Origin of the sequence: Fodinicola feengrottensis, assembly GCF_039530045.1 — a bacterium.
GTDB lineage: Bacteria > Actinomycetota > Actinomycetes > Mycobacteriales > HKI-0501 > Fodinicola > Fodinicola feengrottensis.
In genome coordinates, this window is the sequence record NZ_BAAANY010000008.1 from 481,608 (window position 1) to 496,335 (window position 14,728).

Annotated in this window: 14 protein-coding genes and 1 pseudogene; 6 read left to right on the forward strand and 9 right to left on the reverse strand. The window is 66.7% G+C overall.

Going from position 1 to position 14,728, the window contains the following annotated elements; translation table 11 throughout:
• Positions 1–230 precede the first annotated feature (230 nt).
• The 3 genes from ABD301_RS11905 (at position 231) to ABD301_RS11915 (ending at position 3,224) form a co-directional block, all read left to right on the forward strand.
• Positions 231–1,103 (forward strand): sulfotransferase family protein, encoded by an 873-nt coding sequence (locus ABD301_RS11905; RefSeq protein WP_344309801.1) that lies wholly within the window; start codon positions 231–233, stop codon positions 1,101–1,103.
• 324 nt (positions 1,104–1,427) lie between these two features.
• On the forward strand, positions 1,428–2,609 hold the full coding sequence (gene tuf / locus ABD301_RS11910) for an elongation factor Tu (protein WP_344309803.1): 1,182 nt from the start codon (positions 1,428–1,430) through the stop codon (positions 2,607–2,609).
• 96 nt (positions 2,610–2,705) lie between these two features.
• On the forward strand, positions 2,706–3,224 hold the full coding sequence (locus ABD301_RS11915; RefSeq protein WP_163572992.1) for a mycothiol transferase: 519 nt from the start codon (positions 2,706–2,708) through the stop codon (positions 3,222–3,224).
• A gap of 22 nt (positions 3,225–3,246) precedes the next feature.
• Here the strand turns inward: ABD301_RS11915 and ABD301_RS11920 are convergent, their stop codons facing one another.
• The 4 genes from ABD301_RS11920 to ABD301_RS11935 form a co-directional block, all read right to left on the reverse strand.
• Positions 3,247–3,948 (reverse strand): 2OG-Fe(II) oxygenase, encoded by a 702-nt coding sequence (locus ABD301_RS11920; protein WP_344310027.1) that lies wholly within the window; start codon positions 3,946–3,948, stop codon positions 3,247–3,249.
• Positions 3,948–4,442, reverse strand: a complete 495-nt coding sequence (locus ABD301_RS11925) for a methylated-DNA--[protein]-cysteine S-methyltransferase (RefSeq protein ID WP_344309805.1) — start codon at positions 4,440–4,442, stop codon at positions 3,948–3,950. Before ABD301_RS11925 ends, ABD301_RS11920 begins: the two co-directional genes overlap by 1 nt.
• A gap of 97 nt (positions 4,443–4,539) precedes the next feature.
• Positions 4,540–5,859: an NAD(P)/FAD-dependent oxidoreductase gene (locus ABD301_RS11930; protein ID WP_344309807.1), complete on the reverse strand. Its 1,320-nt coding sequence runs from the start codon at positions 5,857–5,859 to the stop codon at positions 4,540–4,542.
• A gap of 84 nt (positions 5,860–5,943) precedes the next feature.
• Positions 5,944–6,399, reverse strand: a complete 456-nt coding sequence (locus ABD301_RS11935; RefSeq protein WP_344309809.1) for a nitroreductase family deazaflavin-dependent oxidoreductase — start codon at positions 6,397–6,399, stop codon at positions 5,944–5,946.
• 125 nt (positions 6,400–6,524) lie between these two features.
• On the opposite strand from ABD301_RS11935, the gene ABD301_RS11940 reads away from it, so the two are divergent.
• Together ABD301_RS11940 and ABD301_RS11945 are read left to right on the forward strand one after the other, a co-directional pair.
• Positions 6,525–7,247: a TetR/AcrR family transcriptional regulator gene (locus ABD301_RS11940; protein WP_344309811.1), complete on the forward strand. Its 723-nt coding sequence runs from the start codon at positions 6,525–6,527 to the stop codon at positions 7,245–7,247.
• A gap of 10 nt (positions 7,248–7,257) precedes the next feature.
• Positions 7,258–7,971 (forward strand): ArsR/SmtB family transcription factor, encoded by a 714-nt coding sequence (locus ABD301_RS11945; protein WP_344309813.1) that lies wholly within the window; start codon positions 7,258–7,260, stop codon positions 7,969–7,971.
• A gap of 30 nt (positions 7,972–8,001) precedes the next feature.
• Here the strand turns inward: ABD301_RS11945 and ABD301_RS11950 are convergent, their stop codons facing one another.
• The 3 genes from ABD301_RS11950 to ABD301_RS11960 all read right to left on the reverse strand — a co-directional run bounded on the left by ABD301_RS11950 (position 8,002) and on the right by ABD301_RS11960 (position 11,934).
• Positions 8,002–9,987 (reverse strand): DUF2961 domain-containing protein, encoded by a 1,986-nt coding sequence (locus ABD301_RS11950; RefSeq protein WP_344309815.1) that lies wholly within the window; start codon positions 9,985–9,987, stop codon positions 8,002–8,004.
• Between the two features lie 97 nt (positions 9,988–10,084).
• On the reverse strand, positions 10,085–10,567 hold the full coding sequence (locus tag ABD301_RS11955; RefSeq protein ID WP_279581841.1) for a pyridoxamine 5'-phosphate oxidase family protein: 483 nt from the start codon (positions 10,565–10,567) through the stop codon (positions 10,085–10,087).
• A 26-nt stretch (positions 10,568–10,593) separates the two neighbouring features.
• Positions 10,594–11,934 (reverse strand): aminotransferase-like domain-containing protein, encoded by a 1,341-nt coding sequence (locus ABD301_RS11960; RefSeq protein WP_344309821.1) that lies wholly within the window; start codon positions 11,932–11,934, stop codon positions 10,594–10,596.
• Positions 11,935–12,058: 124 nt separating this feature from the next.
• Here ABD301_RS11960 and ABD301_RS11965 point away from each other — a divergent pair.
• Positions 12,059–12,808 (forward strand): annotated as a pseudogene (locus ABD301_RS11965) (alpha/beta fold hydrolase); the annotation flags it as partial.
• 29 nt (positions 12,809–12,837) lie between these two features.
• On the opposite strand, the gene ABD301_RS11970 reads toward ABD301_RS11965, so the two are convergent.
• Positions 12,838–13,995, reverse strand: a complete 1,158-nt coding sequence (locus ABD301_RS11970) for an aminotransferase class I/II-fold pyridoxal phosphate-dependent enzyme (RefSeq protein WP_344309823.1) — start codon at positions 13,993–13,995, stop codon at positions 12,838–12,840.
• Positions 13,992–14,612 carry a helix-turn-helix transcriptional regulator gene (locus tag ABD301_RS11975; protein WP_163571301.1) on the reverse strand — a complete coding sequence of 207 codons (621 nt, stop codon included), beginning with the start codon at positions 14,610–14,612 and terminating at the stop codon, positions 13,992–13,994. The genes ABD301_RS11970 and ABD301_RS11975 overlap by 4 nt, the downstream gene beginning before the upstream one ends.
• Positions 14,613–14,728 lie beyond the last annotated feature (116 nt).

Here is a 14,728-nt window from a genome sequence, read left to right on the forward strand (position 1 = left end):
GCGAAAGGCGGGCCGCTCCGGCGCGAAAGTGTCGTCCCTGTCGAGTGCGGAACAAAACCCCACTCTCGACGTCGAGTGCGGGACGAAACCCTGCTCTCGACGAAAGCCAGGCGAAACAAGGCCGAACCCAGCTCCCTGCCGGGCGGCTGGGGCAGGCGCGGCGGGCTCGGCTACGTTGGGCGCGCGAAGGTGATGCTGTCCGCCCGAATCCATAGAGGGGTGTGTTCGCGATGAGCCCGGAAAACCTGGCAGGAACAGCACGTCGACCCAGGAGCGAGTGGCCGATTTTCGTGGTGGGCTGCCACCGGTCCGGCACCACGTTGATGCGGTTCATTCTCGACACCCACCCGGCCATCGCCTGTGCGCCGGAGACGAAGCTGATGGGCGGGCTTTACGAGTTCTCCAGATACCCGCAGCTGCGGTTCGCGCTGGCTACTCTGGGGGTCACCAGCGAGCAGGGTTCGGCGGAGCTCGCCCAGCTGGTCGAGTCGATCATGGGAAAATACGCGGCTCGCAGCGGAAAAAGGCGATGGGCCGACAAGACGCCCAACTACTATCGCATTCTGCCCTTCATTCGGGAGATCTTCGCCGGTGAGGTGCTTTTCCTTTTCGTCGAGCGGCATCCGTTCGACACGATGACCTCGCTGGTGGAGTTTTTCGACCAGCGGGTCGGGGTCGACGCCGACCCGGAAACCGACCGGATCAGCCGCAGTTTCGGTGCCGGGCCGTACAGTTGGGCTCGCTACTGGACCGAGGTCAACGAGTCGATCGAGCTTTTTCGGCACGAGCATCCGGAAATCTCGCACGTCGTACGATATGAGGACGTGGTCAGCCGGCCGGATTCGACCGTGGGGTCGATTTTCGACTTCCTTGGCGAAAATATGCCGGAGGACCTGCTCAGTCAGGTGTTCACCGCGCCGCATCACCTCGGGATGGAAGACCACAAGATCCGCGGCACCGGTGCCATTCACGACCGGTCCACCCTGCGCTGGGCGGACTGGAAGCCGGAGCGGATCGCGGCCACCTGGCGACTGGTCGGACCACTCGCGCAGACCCTCGGCTACACGCCGGATCCGGCGGCGCCGGTTGTGCCGGTGAGCTGACCGCCCAACGGGCAGCACAAAAGGCGCTGGCGTTTTCGACGTACAGGTGCCAAACTTCCTCTCATGTTCGCGACGGTCGTCATCGGTGTGCCCGCAGGCTGCTGCCTGCCGGGCTCGGTGGCCGCTGCGTCGGTCTTGCCGGACGCGTTGTTCGACGGCGCCCGAGGCTGACCCTCCTCCGCATCGGAGGACCACCGGGGGAGGGTTGGCTCCCAGGCTTTCGCAGTGAAATTCCGTACGCCTGACTGGTTCTGGCGCGGCTCGAGTGGCTTCGGGCACGCGTCTTCTTTGGCTGCCAAAAAAAACGGCAATTTCGAGGACATCATGAGCAAGGAGCAGTACGTGCGGACCAAACCGCACGTCAACATCGGCACGATGGGACACGTCGACCACGGGAAGACGACGCTGACCGCGGCCATCACCAAGGTGCTGTCCGAGCAGGACGGCGGAGCCACCAAGTTCGTGGCTTTCGACGGGATCGACCGGGCGCCGGAGGAGGTGGCGCGGGGGATCACGATCACCATCGCGCACATCGAGTACGAGACGGCGACGCGTCACTACGCGCACGTCGACATGCCGGGCCACGCCGACTACGTGAAGAACATGATCACCGGGGCGGCGCAGCTGGACGGCGCGATTCTGGTGGTTTCGGCGCAGGAGGGCAGCATGCCGCAGACTCGGGAGCACGTGGTGCTGGCGCGGCGGATCGGCGTGCCGCACCTGGTGGTCGCGATCAACAAGGCCGATGTGGCGCAGGACCCGGAGCTGCTGGACCTGGTTGAGCTGGAGGTCCGGGAGCTGCTCACGCAGTACGGGTTCGACGGCGACGCGGTTCCGGTCGTACGCGTCTCGGCCCTGCGTGCGCTGGCCGGCGACCCGGTCTGGAGCAGGAGCATTGTCGACCTGCTGGAGGCCGTCGACCAGCACGTACCGGAGCCGCCGCGGCGTCTCGACGAGCCGTTCCTGATGCCGATCGAGAACGTCCTGACGATCACCGGTCGCGGCACGGTGGTGACCGGTGCGGTCGAGCGGGGCGTGCTGCGGGTCGGCTCGCCGGTCGACGTGGTCGGGTTCGCGCCGACGCTGACGGCGGTGTGCGCCGGGATGGAGACCTTCGGCAAGTCGCTGGAGGAGGTCCAGGCCGGTGACAACGCGGCGCTGCTGCTGCGCGGGGTGAAGCGGCACGAGGTGCAGCGCGGTCAGGTCGTGTGCCTGCCGGGCAGCGTCCGTCCGCATCGCCGGTTCCGTGCGCAGGTTTACGCACTGTCGGCGCAGGAGGGCGGTCGCAACAAGCCGTTCTTCAGCAACTACCAGCCGCAGTTCCACTTCCGCACCGGCGATGTGCCGGGCGCGATCGAGGTGGACGAGATGGTCATGCCGGGCGACACCGCCGACGTGGTGGTGGAGCTGGGCCAGCCGGTGGCGATGGACGAGCGGCTCGGCTTCGCGATCCGGGAGGGTGGTCATACGGTCGGCGCCGGTACGGTCGTAGCGCTACTCGACTGACGCAGGCCGCTCCGGAATGCGGCGGCTGACGCCCTGGTTCTGCACAATCGGAATCCGATTGTGCAGAACCGGGCTGACAAACCGAGAGGACCGCAAGTGACCAGCGCAGACCTTCTTGTCGACGCTTTCGAGCGAGTACGGGACGCCGTGCATCGCGCGGTGGACGGGCTTAACCCGCAAGAGCTCCAGTATCGAGTGGACCCGGACGCGAACTCGATCGGCTGGCTGGTCTGGCACCTCAGCCGAGTGCAGGACGACCACTTGGCCGAGCTCATCGGCGGCGAACAGGTATGGACCGCGAAGGGCTGGATGGAGCGTTTCGGGTTGCCGTTCGCGCCCGAGGCGACCGGCTATGGGCATGGTGGTGACGATGTCGGTGCCGTACGAGTCAAGTCCGGCGACGTGCTCACCGGCTATTACGATGCCGTCCACGAGCAGACGATCCGGTACGTCAAGACCCTGACTGACGCTGACCTGCCACGGGTGGTCGACACCGCCTGGGAACCGCCGGTGACGCTCGCGGTCCGGCTGATCAGCGTGGTCAACGACAACACCGAACACGCAGGTCAGGCCGCGTTCGTACGAGGCGTGGTCACTCGGGTCGGCACCGACTGAGGCGCGCGACAAAGCCCGCTGGTCAGGCGGCGTCGTGAAAGACCAGGCCGAGGGTGTGCCGGACGCCGGAACGGACGGTGCTCACGCCGTGTCGTACGGGCGCGGTCGACCAGCCGCGGACGGACTGGACGGGGCGGTCGCGGGTGGTGAAGACCAGCGCGTGGCCCTGTTCCAGGACGGTCGCGGTGCCCCGGGACTGGGCCCGCGGCCGCTGTTCGAGCAGCAGGAACTCGCCGCCGGTGTGGTCCAGGCCGGGCCGGTCCAGGCCGATCACCACCTGCAGCGGGAAAACCAGGTCACCGTAGAGATCGCGATGCAGCGCGTTCCAGTCGTTTTCGCGATAACGCAACAGGATCGGCGTGGACCGAGGTTGGCCGGCGGCATGGCACATCGCCAGCCACTCGTCCAGGTCGTCCGGCCAGGGCGCCGGCTTGTGGAGCTTTTCCGCCCAGTCGCGGGCAATCGGCAGTAAGTACGGGTAGAAAGCGTGCCGCAGCTCGGAAACCAGGTCGGGCAGCGGGTAGTCGAAATACCGGTACTGCCCGGAGCCGAAACGATATCGGGCCATGTCAATGGTCGACCGGAAATGGTCCGCGTGATCGTACATTCGGGAGATTTGCCGGCACTGCTGGGAAGTGAGGATCCGGCCGACCGGCCCGCAACCGTACGAGTTCAGCTCGGTTTCGATTGCGGGCCAGTCCGCCGCGTGCACGCGGTCGACCATCACAGTCCCAGCTGCGGCTGCAGCGCTCCCTCGAGGGTGAGCAGGAATTCCTTGCGTTCCAACCCAGCCGCATAGCCGGTCAACGAGCCGTCTGCCCCGATCACTCGGTGGCACGGGCGTACGACCAGCAGCGGGTTCGCGCCGATCGCGGCCGCCACCGCGCGAACCCGCTCGCGGGGTGCGCCGACCTGTGCGGTCACCCAGCCGTAGGTCACGGTTTGGCCGTACGGAATGGTTTCCAGCGCTGCCCAGACCCGGCGCTGGAATTCCGTGCCGGACTCGGCGCAGTCGAGTTCGAAGGCCTGCCGGTCGCCGGCGAAATACTCCGCGAGCTGCCGGGTCACCTTCTCGAAAGCCGCTGGGTCGTGTTCCCAGTCAGGCTGAATGTTCTTGCCAGCAAAAGAAACAGCGGTCAACCGCAGGCCGGTCGCGGACTGCTCGCCGACCAACAGCAGGTCGCCGGCCGGGCTGCTCGCCGTGGTGTAGACCGTCATCGGTCCGTCCTTTCCGTGATACTTCTTGAACATCTCCTATTCTCGGTCGGGACGGCTGGCTTGGCTGGCGGAAATCGGACGTGGCGATAGGACCTGGTCAGGAGGTGACAGTTGGTCGTTCGTCGGCTTCGGCGAGGCTCACGCCGGACTCCGGGATGACACCGAAGTGCACCAGTTGCCGGCGCGCGAGCAGGTCGGTGAGCCAACTGGTGGCCACTCGCAGCCGGTTCGCCGGCAGTGCCAGCAGGTGATAGCCGCGAGCCACCACCTTGGCCGGGAAACCGCTGAGCGGGATGTGCAGCGGATCGGCGACCGCCTGAAGGCCGGCGAGGTCCACCACGAAACCCAGATCGCTGTGTTTGTACGCCTTCGCGGTGCCGCGGCCGAAAGCGGCGGCGATGTTGTGGGCCAGCGCGACGCCTTGACGCTGGGCGTGCTGCGCGGTCATGGCGGTGATCTCGCCGGGCCTGGTCAGGTCCGGCACGGCGGCCACGTCGCCGGCTGCCCACACGTCCGGGAATCCTGGCACCGCAAGGAATTCGTCGGTGTTCAGCCGTCCCTTGGTGGTCGGCAGCCCGAGCGGTTCGACGAGCGGGTCGGGTCGTACGCCCACACACCACGCGACCGTGCGGGTGGGGATTTCCGAGCCGTCGGTCAGACTCACCGATGTCGCGGTGACCTTCGAGACGCTGGTTTCCAGCCGTACGTCCACACCGCGGTTTCGCAGCACTTTCAGCGCTGGTCCGGCAAGGCGCTCGGACAGCCCGGGCAGCACCCGGGACGCCGTGTCGACCAACACCCAGCGGGCCGCGGTGGCCGGCCGACCTCGCCGTTTTTTGGTCGCTTGCTTGGTCAGTTGCTGGCCTTGGGCGACCAGCTCGGTGCCCGTGTAGCCGGCGCCGACCACCACGAATGTCATGCGCGCAGTCCGCTCTTCCTCGGTTTCGGCGAGGTCGGCATATTCCAGCTGTCGCAGAATGTGGTCGCGCAGGTAAATGGCCTCGGCGACGGACTTGAAACCCTTGGCGTAGTCGGCGACCCCCGGGATGGACAGCAGTCGGGTGACGCTGCCGGAAGTGATCACCAGGTGGTCGAAGGCCAGCTCGACCGCGTGGCCCTCGTCGTTGACGACGGTGAGGTGGCGCCCGGCCAGGTCGATGGCGGTGACCATGCCCAACTGCAGCCGGGTCCGCGGCAGTTTGACCCGCAGCGGCACGGCGACCTGCCGCGGCTCCAGCACCCCGCCGGCCACCTCGGGCAGCAGCGGGATGTAGAGCATGTAGTCGGTCGGGCTCACCACCACCAGCTCGGCCACGTCCGCCGGCAACTGGCGTTCGAGCGTACGAAGACAGTGGTAGCCGGCGAATCCCGCCCCGATCACCACGACCCGTTTCCGGCCGGCACGTAAGTCTGCCATGGCGAGCACCCTCCGAGCGGGGGACGGATCCGTGCGCTCATTGAATGCCCTGGGCTGGTGCCCCGCAAACGGGTGAGACACCTGTCACCTCTGGGCGATCTCGATCCGAAAGACCGGGTGGTTCGGAGCGATTTCCAGCAGCCGGGCTTCCGGGGCCTGGTGATCGGTGTTGTTGAAGAAGCCGGTGTCCTCTTTCCAGATCTTCAGGTATGGCCGCAGGACGGGCGGCTTCTCGGCGTCCGCGAGCTCGGTCGCGGTGAACTCTTCGGTCTTGAAACCGAGCCGCAGCTGGCCCTCGCCGGCGGCCCGCAGGTTGCGGACCCACTGGGTGTTGCCGCGCGGAGCCACCAAGTAGAGCTGGCCCTCGTGCCGCAGCGGGCCGACCACGGCCGTACGCAGTTCGCCGCTCTTGCGTCCGCGTACGTAGAGCAGTTTCATTCCGCGCATCGTGATGCCGAGCTTGAGCGTGGTGCTCAGGATCCGGTGAATCCACATGTCCTTGGCCTCCGGCTTCACGTAGCGCGGCGCGGTGTCGTTCATGTCGTCTCCTCGATTTTGGAGAGCAGCGCTCTCGTCTGAGATCAGTGAACACTAGCGCGTACAGCCTGTCAAGAGCAGTGCTCTTGTATTTGTGCACTGCTCTGCTTCGTGTCACACTGAGACGCATGAACGCCAGTCAGACGGCCCGCGAGCGCGCGCGTATCGAGTTGACGCGGGAGATCAAGGAAGAGGCCCGCCGCCAGCTCGCTGCCGACGGCGCCGACCGACTGTCGCTGCGTGGGGTGGCCCGCGAGCTCGGCCTGGTGTCGTCCGCGCTCTACCGGTATTTCCCCAGCCGGGACGACCTGCTGACGGCCCTCATCATCGACGCGTACAACGCCATTGGCGAGGCCGCCGAGACTGTTCCTGATGGGCCGGCCGGTTCGGCGCAGCGGTGGCGGGCGGTGTGCCGGGCGATCCGGCGCTGGGCCCGCGAGCACTCGGGGGAGTACGCGCTGATTTACGGCTCCGCGATCCCCGGCTATCAGGCTCCGCCGGAGACCATCGCGCCGGCCGGCCGCGGCGCGTTCGTGCTGTTCGCAGTGCTGCGGGACGCCTGGGCGGCCGGCCGGCTGGTAGTGCCGGCCGACGCGCCGGCGATGTCCAGTCGGCTGTCCGGGCAGTTCGGGCAGCTCAGCGTGGTCGCGCCGGAGCTGCCGGACGCCGTGCTGGCGCGCGCGGTGATCGTCTGGACGCAGTTGTTCGGGATGATCAGCTTCGAGCTGACCGGCCAGTTCGTCGGCACTGTCGACCCCACCGACGAGTTCTTCGAACACGCCACCGCCGAGATGGCGGCCTTCCTCGGGCTCGCGGATTCGTTCGGCGGCGGCCGAACTGTCCCGGGGTGAGAATGGGGTCATGACTGCAAGGAGTGCGGAGGTGGCCGGGTTGGCCGGGCTGCTGGCCGACCGGACCCGGGCCGCGTTCTGTCTGGCGTTGCTGGACGGCCGGGCCTGGACGGCGACCGAGCTGGCCAAGCACGCGAAGGTCGCGCCGTCGACCACCAGCGAACACCTGGACCGGCTCATCGGCGGCGGCCTGCTGGTCGAGCGGCGGCAGGGCCGGCACCGGTACGTGCAGCTGGCCGGCTCACCGGCCGCCGAGCTGGTGGAGACGCTCGCCTCGTACGTCGGACCGGTGCCGGAGCCGACCGGGACACTGAAGGCCGTCACCGCGCGGGCCGCGCTGGCCCGCGGTCGTACCTGCTACGACCACCTCGCCGGCCGGCTCGGAGTGGCTATCGCGGACGGCATGACCTCGGCTGGCCTGCTCGACCAGAGCGCCGGTTTCGCGCTCACCGACGAGGGCTTGTCCTGGCTGACCGGCACCCTCGGCGCGGACCGCACCGCGTTGCGGTCCCACCGCCGCCCGATCGCCAGGGCCTGCTTGGACTGGACCGAGCGCCGGTCCCACCTCGCCGGCCTCGCCGGCGCACAGATTTGCTTGATTTTCCAGGAAAAGAGCTGGGTCCGGCGAATCGGCAGCGATCGGGCCGTACGACTCACCCCGGCCGGCGAGACCGCGCTGCGCGATCTCTTCGACATTGACCCGACCGCCCTCGCGCTGACTTGATCGCGGTGGCTCGGCCTCGATTCGGGCGTTCTAGCCGAACGAGAACAGCTGGTAGGTCGACGCGGTCCAGATGCGGCTCGGTTGATTGAGCGTGTCGTTGTCGAGCCTGATGGTGATCGACGTCTTGCCCGCGGTGAGTGACTTCGGGAGCGGGAAGTCGTCGTCTCGCCAGCACCGGTCGTGACCGTCGTAGCCGGTCTTGCGGGACACTCCGGCGTTGTACCAGGTGCCGGCCGGCTGACCGTCGACGAAGACGTTCGCGCGCTGGTTCGGGACGCAGGAATTCAACGTACGCCGCAGGTACGCGCCGGCATTCGCGCTGTTGATCGCCATCGTGAGGGTGCTGCTGGTGGTCATTTGAGCCACTGTGTTCGTGATCAGCGGACTCTGGACGGTCTGCTCGTACGCGGCGGTCAGCGACGAGAGCTGATCGCTGGGTGACTGATATCCGGGGGAGCCAGGCGAGACCTGATCGGTGCGTACGGCGGTCGGCGTGGGTGTCCCGTACCAGAGCATGGTCGCCTTGTAACGCTGGGCATTGTCGTTCACCACACCGTGTTCCCAGTTCACCGTGAGGTGGTTGTTGAACGGAATGCTGTCCGATATCAGGAAACGGTATTCGGCGGCGCCGTCGATGTCCGACCCCGCCGGATTGTTGGTAGAGCTGGGAAGCCCGGCCATCGGCAACGACGTTTGGACGCCATTGTGCCAGTAATCGCCGCCCATGCCCCATTCCTCGGTGCCGGTCACCGCGATCTGTGGCGTCTTGCTGCCGTCCAGGTAAATGTGCGGGTCACCTTCCAGAGTGGCGCCGATCGAACCGAAGTTGATGACCGTGCCGACCAGCTTTCCGCTTCCTTGGTAGTCCAGGAAAGTCATGTCCTGACCTGCGGTCGGGTTGGGCACGTCGACGTAGTTCGCGTGGAACTTTCCCACCCAGCTCAGCGGATCGGTGAACGGCTCGTACCGGACCGACCAGCTGACCGGATCCATCGCCGCGCTGGGGACGACCACGATCCGGGCGTTGGAGCCAAAAGGCATCGGCCAGTAGAGGCTGTAGTCCATGTACGTCGAGCCGTCGCTGGTGATGTTCGCGGGCAGGCCAGCGACCAGTTGCCGCCCAGCGGGTTGGTACACGCCAGCGCCGTCGCCGGTCAGGTATTTGATCGGTGCGTCGACGCTGGGAGTCGTTTCGCCGTCCCAGTAAATCTGCAGGCGGGAGTTGCCGAACCGTACTTTCTGACCGTACGGAACATGAAACTTGATCGCCCTCAGCTGACTGGGGCCGTCGATGCTGGCCACCTGTACAGGTGCGTTCGCGGTCGGCAACGCCACACTGCCTTGCTGCGTCGGGATGTTCTGTGGCGCGATGTCCGTGCCCGCGGACTTTAGTAGTGTGGCCACTTGGCTCGCGGTCGCGTCCGTTTGGGTGGGCAGTGGCACATCGACCGGCAGTTTCCGGTACATCGCGTAGAAATTGCCGTTCGCGGCCGAGGACATGTATTGCATGGTGCTCGCGTACGGAATCGACGTGGCGACGATGCTGCTGCCCTGGCTCTGTCCGGTGGTGAACGACAGCGGATACGGGAACTTGCTCGCCGGCGAGGTTGTCGGGTTGGTCTGACCGAGGTCGGCCGGCTTCACCGGCGCCAGGAAGAGCGGGTTGCGAATGGCCCACGGCCCGCCGATTTCCTCTTGTGAGCGCATGAAAGTGACGACCCCCGGTCCGGCCTGATCCAGCAGCACCCGACCGCCCAAGGGCGACGGACCGAAGGTGTTCACGTTGTCGGTGTTGCTGCCGCCCGGATCCGCGCTGGACTGGCCGCCGACCCGGTCACCGAGCTCCAGATACGGCAGTTTGTCCCAGTGCAGATAGCTGTCCAGCCCGAGGTAGAGCGGCGGCGTCGTCGCGGTGTCCGGGTAACCCGGGGCCGTCGCCGCCAGCACCGAGACCGCCGCCACCACGGCTACCAAAGAGAAGCGGATCGTACGGTGGGCCTTGCCGCCAGCTGTCATCAGATCCTCAGTCCACCAGCCGTGGGAAATCGATTGTTGGCAGACAATATGGTGCCGTCCTGGCCCAGTCAAGGGCGTTCTTTTAGCGATACAGAGGTTACCAGGGCAGTGACTCGCCCACCCAGTGCGTGAGGGTGTCCATGTCGTCGGGCTGGTGCACGTGCCGAGGTGGGGTTTCGAAGGTCATGTACGGCTTGAGGCGTACCACCACGCGGTGTTCCTCGGTGCACATCCGGATCATCTCGGGCCGTTTCTCGTCGCCGATCGGCTGACCGGCCATCACTTCCATGATCTTCATGCCGACGTCGATCGCGGCATCCAGATCGTCCTCGACGGTGGTCGTACAGTAGACGTCCACATAGGTCACCGGCCATTTTTCGTCGAGGACGCAAAGCGAAGCGGTCCCGGTGCGATGGGCGGCCTTCGCCTTGCCGCGGTCGGCCATCGTCCAGACCAGGATGTCGTCGCCGTCCATCACGTAATAGACGACCGACATCGCCGGTCCGTGTTCCTTGCGGCCGAATCCGTAGACGGCGGTGCGATGGCCGCGGACGAATTCCTTGCGCTCTTCCCGATCCACGATGGCTCCCCACTGAAGGTTTGCCCCTATTCAACACCGCCGTCCGGGGTGTCGCGGGCCAGCGCCGCCAGGCTTTCCAGGGCAGCGGCGAGATCCGCGACCGGCGGCGCGGCGAGGGCCAGTCGTACGGCATGCGGTGCCTGGCCGACACCGACCGCGAAGATCGCGCCCGGGCTGACCGCGATGCCTCGGCGCGCCGCGGCCGCCACGAAGGTGTCCGCGCGCCACGGCTCGGGCAGCTCCCACCAGCAGTGGTACGCCCGCGGATCGGCCCGTACGGTGAAATCGGCGAGCGTGGTGGCCACTATTTCCTGCCGGCGCTTTGCCTCCGTACGCTTGGATTCCTCAACGGTCGCGAGCGTCCCGTCGGCCATCCAATGGGTCGTCGCGGCCAACGCGAAATGCGCGGCCGTCCAGCCGCCGGACCGCAGCGCGGTGCCGATCCGGTCTACCAAAGTGGCTGGTGGAATGCAAAATCCCACGGTCAGGCCGGGTGCCAGCCGCTTGGACAGGCTGTCCACCACTACCGTCCACTGTGGAGCGAGCGCGGCGATGGGGGTCGAATCTTTGCGCAGGAAGCCGTAGATGCTGTCCTCGATCGCATAAATTTCTTTGTCTTCCAAGACTTTCGCGATGTCCTCGCGCCGCCGCTGGGACATCGTGACGCCCAGCGGGTTGTGCAGCGTGGGCTGCAGGTAGACGGCCCGTACCGGCGCCTGCGCCAGTGCTGCCGGCACCACCCCGTCGTCGTCCATTGCCAGCGGAACCAGCGTCACGCCGAGCCGGGCGGCGACGCCTTTCACTACCGGGTAAGTGAAAGCCTCGACACCGAGCCGCTCGCCGGCCGGCACCAACGCCGCGATGGTGCCGGCGATCGCCTGCCGGCCGTTGCCGGCGAACAGCAGCTGCCGCGGGTCGGGCGCCCAACCGGTCCGGGCCAGCGCCACGGCCGCCGCCTGCCGGGCCGCTGGCGTACCGGCCGCGCCGACCGGTCTCAGCGCGTCCTCCAGCAGGCCGCCTCGGAGCAATTTCTGCATGCTCCGAGCGAGCAGCTCGGCCTGGCCCGGCACCACCGGAAAGTTCAGTTCCAGGTCGACGCGGGCCGTGCCGAGCTCGGCGAAGGTTCGTGGCTCGGCGAGGGCTGGTTCCACAGTCGGCGGGGTCGCTCGTACGTACGTGCCGCGGCCGACCTCGCCGACCGTCAGCCCACGGCGTACCAGCTCGGCATATACCCGGGCGGCAGTGGAACCCGCGATCCCGCGGCGGCGGGCGAACTCGCGTTGCGGCGGCAACCGGTCGCCGGCGGTGAGTCGACCGGTCGCGATGTCGTGGGCCACCGCGTCCGCGATGGCCCGGAAGTCCTCCATCTGCCCGTCTCCCTATTGCTCCGAGTGCAATGTTTTCATTGCACTTAGATCATTCGCTTCGTAGCATCGAATCGTCAAGGCCAGCGGCGCGCAGGGCAGCGTAAGGGGAACGACAGCGATGGAGATGGCGTACGACGATGAAGGCGCCGGCCAGCCGGTGCTGCTGGTGCATGGGCACCCCTTCAACCGGTCGATGTGGCGGCCCCAGGTGCGGTGGCTGACCGAACGCGGCTTCCGGGTGATCACCCCGGATCTGCGCGGCTACGGGGAAAGTCCCGTCACCACCGGCAAAACAACGCTGGACGTCTTCGCGACGGACCTGCGTGATCTGCTCGACCACCTCGGCGTCGACCGGGTGCTGCTCGGCGGATTGTCGATGGGTGGGCAGATCGTGTTGGAGTTCCACCGGTTGTACGCGCGGCGACTGGCTGGGCTGCTGATCGCGGACTCGTCCGCTCGAGCCGACGACGAGGCGGCTCGCCAGGTGCGCCGGGACACCGCGGCCCGGGTGCTGGCCGAGGGCATGGAGCCGTACGCGACCCAGGTGCTGCCGAAAATGATGGCGCCGGCGAACATCGGGGCTTTGCCGGCGGTCGCCGAGCAGGTGCTGGGAATGATGAAAAGCACCTCGCCGGCCGGCGCCGCGGCGGCCCTGGTGGGCCGCGCCGAACGGCCGGACTATGTTGAAATGCTAACGAAAATCGCCGTACCGACGCTGGTTGTGGTGGGCAGCGAAGACGAATTCACACCGGTCGCCGAGGCGGAGCTGATGGCTGGGCGGATCCCGGACGCGACCCTGGCCGTCATCGATGGCGCCGGCCACCTGCCCAACCTGGAACGGCCAGCACAGTTCAACGCCGCACTCGACCGATTCCTTGTGAAGGCTCGCTCAGCTTCTGTTCTTCAGCCGCGTTTTTTGAGCCACCGCGCGAAAACGTCCAGTGCCGGTTGCGGATCACGGCGCCCGATGCCGATCCGGAACCGGTCGGCCGGCACCGGATTGAGTTCGGAGCCGAAGGTGCTGGCCGGCAACAGCAGAACGCCGGCCTCCTGAACCAACGCCTCACAGAAGTTCTCCACGCCGTCTTCGCCCAAATAACGGGGAAAGCAGACGCAGCTGCCCTCTGGTGGCGCCCACTGGAACAGGTCGGGGAAGTCGGCGAAGAAAGCGTCGAACAGCGGCAGGTTCGCTCGTACGATGGCGTCGTTGCGGGCCAGGATTTTCTTGCGGGCTTTCAAGGCGATCCGGGCCAGCACCTCGCTGGGCGCCGAGTTGCAGATCGTGGTGTAGTGCTTGGCGCGCTCCAGCCGGGACCGGACTTCGCTGTCCTGACAGGCTATCCAGCCGATCCGCAGGCCCGGCAGTCCCAGTGACTTGGACATCACGTTCAACGACAGGGCCGTGCTGGAGATGTCCGCGGCCTGCGGCAGCGTACCAGCCGGATCGCGTTCCAGGCCGCGGTGCACCTCATCGCTGAAGAGCCAGATATCGCGTTCGGCGCAGACCTGTGCGATGCGCTGGAAGTCGGCCGCGTCGATGACCTTTCCGGTGGGATTGTTGGGAAAGTTCACCGACACCACCTGGGTGTTCGGCCGGATCGCGGCGATCAGTGCGTCCACGTCCAGCGCCCAGTTCGCGGTCGGGTCGAGAGCCACTCCGGTCACCGCGCACAGCGACAGTGGGACGGTCTCGGCCGACTGGTAGTTGGGCGTGATCACGATCGCGTGATCTTGCGGACCCAACAATGTCTGCATAGCCAGATAAAGGCCCTCTTCGGCGCCGGAGAAACAAATAATCTGGTCCGCGTCCACATTTTCGTACGTCTGCGCGATGGCCTCCCGCAGCGCCGGATCGCCGAAAGTCTCGGTATAGCCCAATTCCAGCGTGTCCCAGGCCCGCCGATCGTGGTCGTCGGCCATTGCCAGCAGCTCGGCCATCGGCATCGACTCGGCATCGGAGGCGGTCAGGTGGTAGCGGGCAGTGAACTCCCACCGGGAAAAATGCTTCTCCACCTTGAAATCCGGCAGGAAAGCGCGCGCGGTGGTGGTCCGGCTCGTCATCGGGTTGCCCTCACATCGGTTAGGTAGTTGTAAAGACTGGAGCGGGAAATTCTCAAGGCGCCGGCCACCAGCGGGGCAGCGCCGCGGATCTTGAAGATTCCGGCGGCGTCGAGCTCGTCGATGATGGCCATTCGCTGCCCAGTGGTCAGCGTGTCCACCGAGCGACCGTATTCGCGTACGTACGAGCCGACCGTGTCGTTGATCTTCTCTCGCCAGTCGTCCACGAACAGTGGCTCCGGTCGCGGTTCCGCCGGCGCAGCGAAGGCGGCCAGCAGTGCCGCCGCCTGCTCCAACGGGCCGCGGTCGAGGTTAACGCACAGCACCGTCTCCGGGTGGCCGTCGGCGCCTGGGATGACCGCGCTGACCGATGAAAGCTGTCGGCCGTCCGGCAGGTGCTTCGGGTAGGGGCCGTAGACGCCGCTCGTCGCCGCCGGCAGGCCGTCCAGCTCGTTGAGCAGGGATTCGTCGCCCCGCTGGCGGCCTGACATCGGGTTCCAGATGCCCACCACGCGGTCGGTCCGGACGTCGTGCAGAAGCACCTCGGCATGCGGTGCGAGCAGCCGTGCGATGGCGGCGCAGATCGGCGACCACTGAGGGAGAGGTGGCACTTCCAGCATGCATGGACTATATGTCCAAGCTGGACATTCTGTCCAACAGGTTCATGCTTGACTGGCACCGGTTCGCTGGTGCTATGGTTCATTACATGAGTAACGAACCAATGGAGCTTGACGGC

Bases quoted from the DNA above. Each gene is read 5' to 3' on its own strand.
- tuf (WP_344309803.1), top strand. From the start codon at position 1,428: ATGAGCAAGGAGCAGTACGTGCGGACCAAACCGCACGTCAACATCGGC.
- ABD301_RS11975 (WP_163571301.1), bottom strand. From the start codon at position 14,612: ATGCTGGAAGTGCCACCTCTCCCTCAGTGGTCGCCGATCTGCGCCGCC.
- ABD301_RS11940 (WP_344309811.1), top strand. From the start codon at position 6,525: ATGAACGCCAGTCAGACGGCCCGCGAGCGCGCGCGTATCGAGTTGACG.
- ABD301_RS11935 (WP_344309809.1), bottom strand. From the start codon at position 6,399: ATGAACGACACCGCGCCGCGCTACGTGAAGCCGGAGGCCAAGGACATG.
- ABD301_RS11960 (WP_344309821.1), bottom strand. From the start codon at position 11,934: ATGGAGGACTTCCGGGCCATCGCGGACGCGGTGGCCCACGACATCGCG.
- ABD301_RS11925 (WP_344309805.1), bottom strand. From the start codon at position 4,442: ATGACGGTCTACACCACGGCGAGCAGCCCGGCCGGCGACCTGCTGTTG.
- ABD301_RS11905 (WP_344309801.1), top strand. From the start codon at position 231: ATGAGCCCGGAAAACCTGGCAGGAACAGCACGTCGACCCAGGAGCGAG.
- ABD301_RS11945 (WP_344309813.1), top strand. From the start codon at position 7,258: ATGACTGCAAGGAGTGCGGAGGTGGCCGGGTTGGCCGGGCTGCTGGCC.
- ABD301_RS11950 (WP_344309815.1), bottom strand. From the start codon at position 9,987: ATGACAGCTGGCGGCAAGGCCCACCGTACGATCCGCTTCTCTTTGGTA.
- ABD301_RS11920 (WP_344310027.1), bottom strand. From the start codon at position 3,948: ATGGTCGACCGCGTGCACGCGGCGGACTGGCCCGCAATCGAAACCGAG.
- ABD301_RS11930 (WP_344309807.1), bottom strand. From the start codon at position 5,859: ATGGCAGACTTACGTGCCGGCCGGAAACGGGTCGTGGTGATCGGGGCG.
- ABD301_RS11970 (WP_344309823.1), bottom strand. From the start codon at position 13,995: ATGACGAGCCGGACCACCACCGCGCGCGCTTTCCTGCCGGATTTCAAG.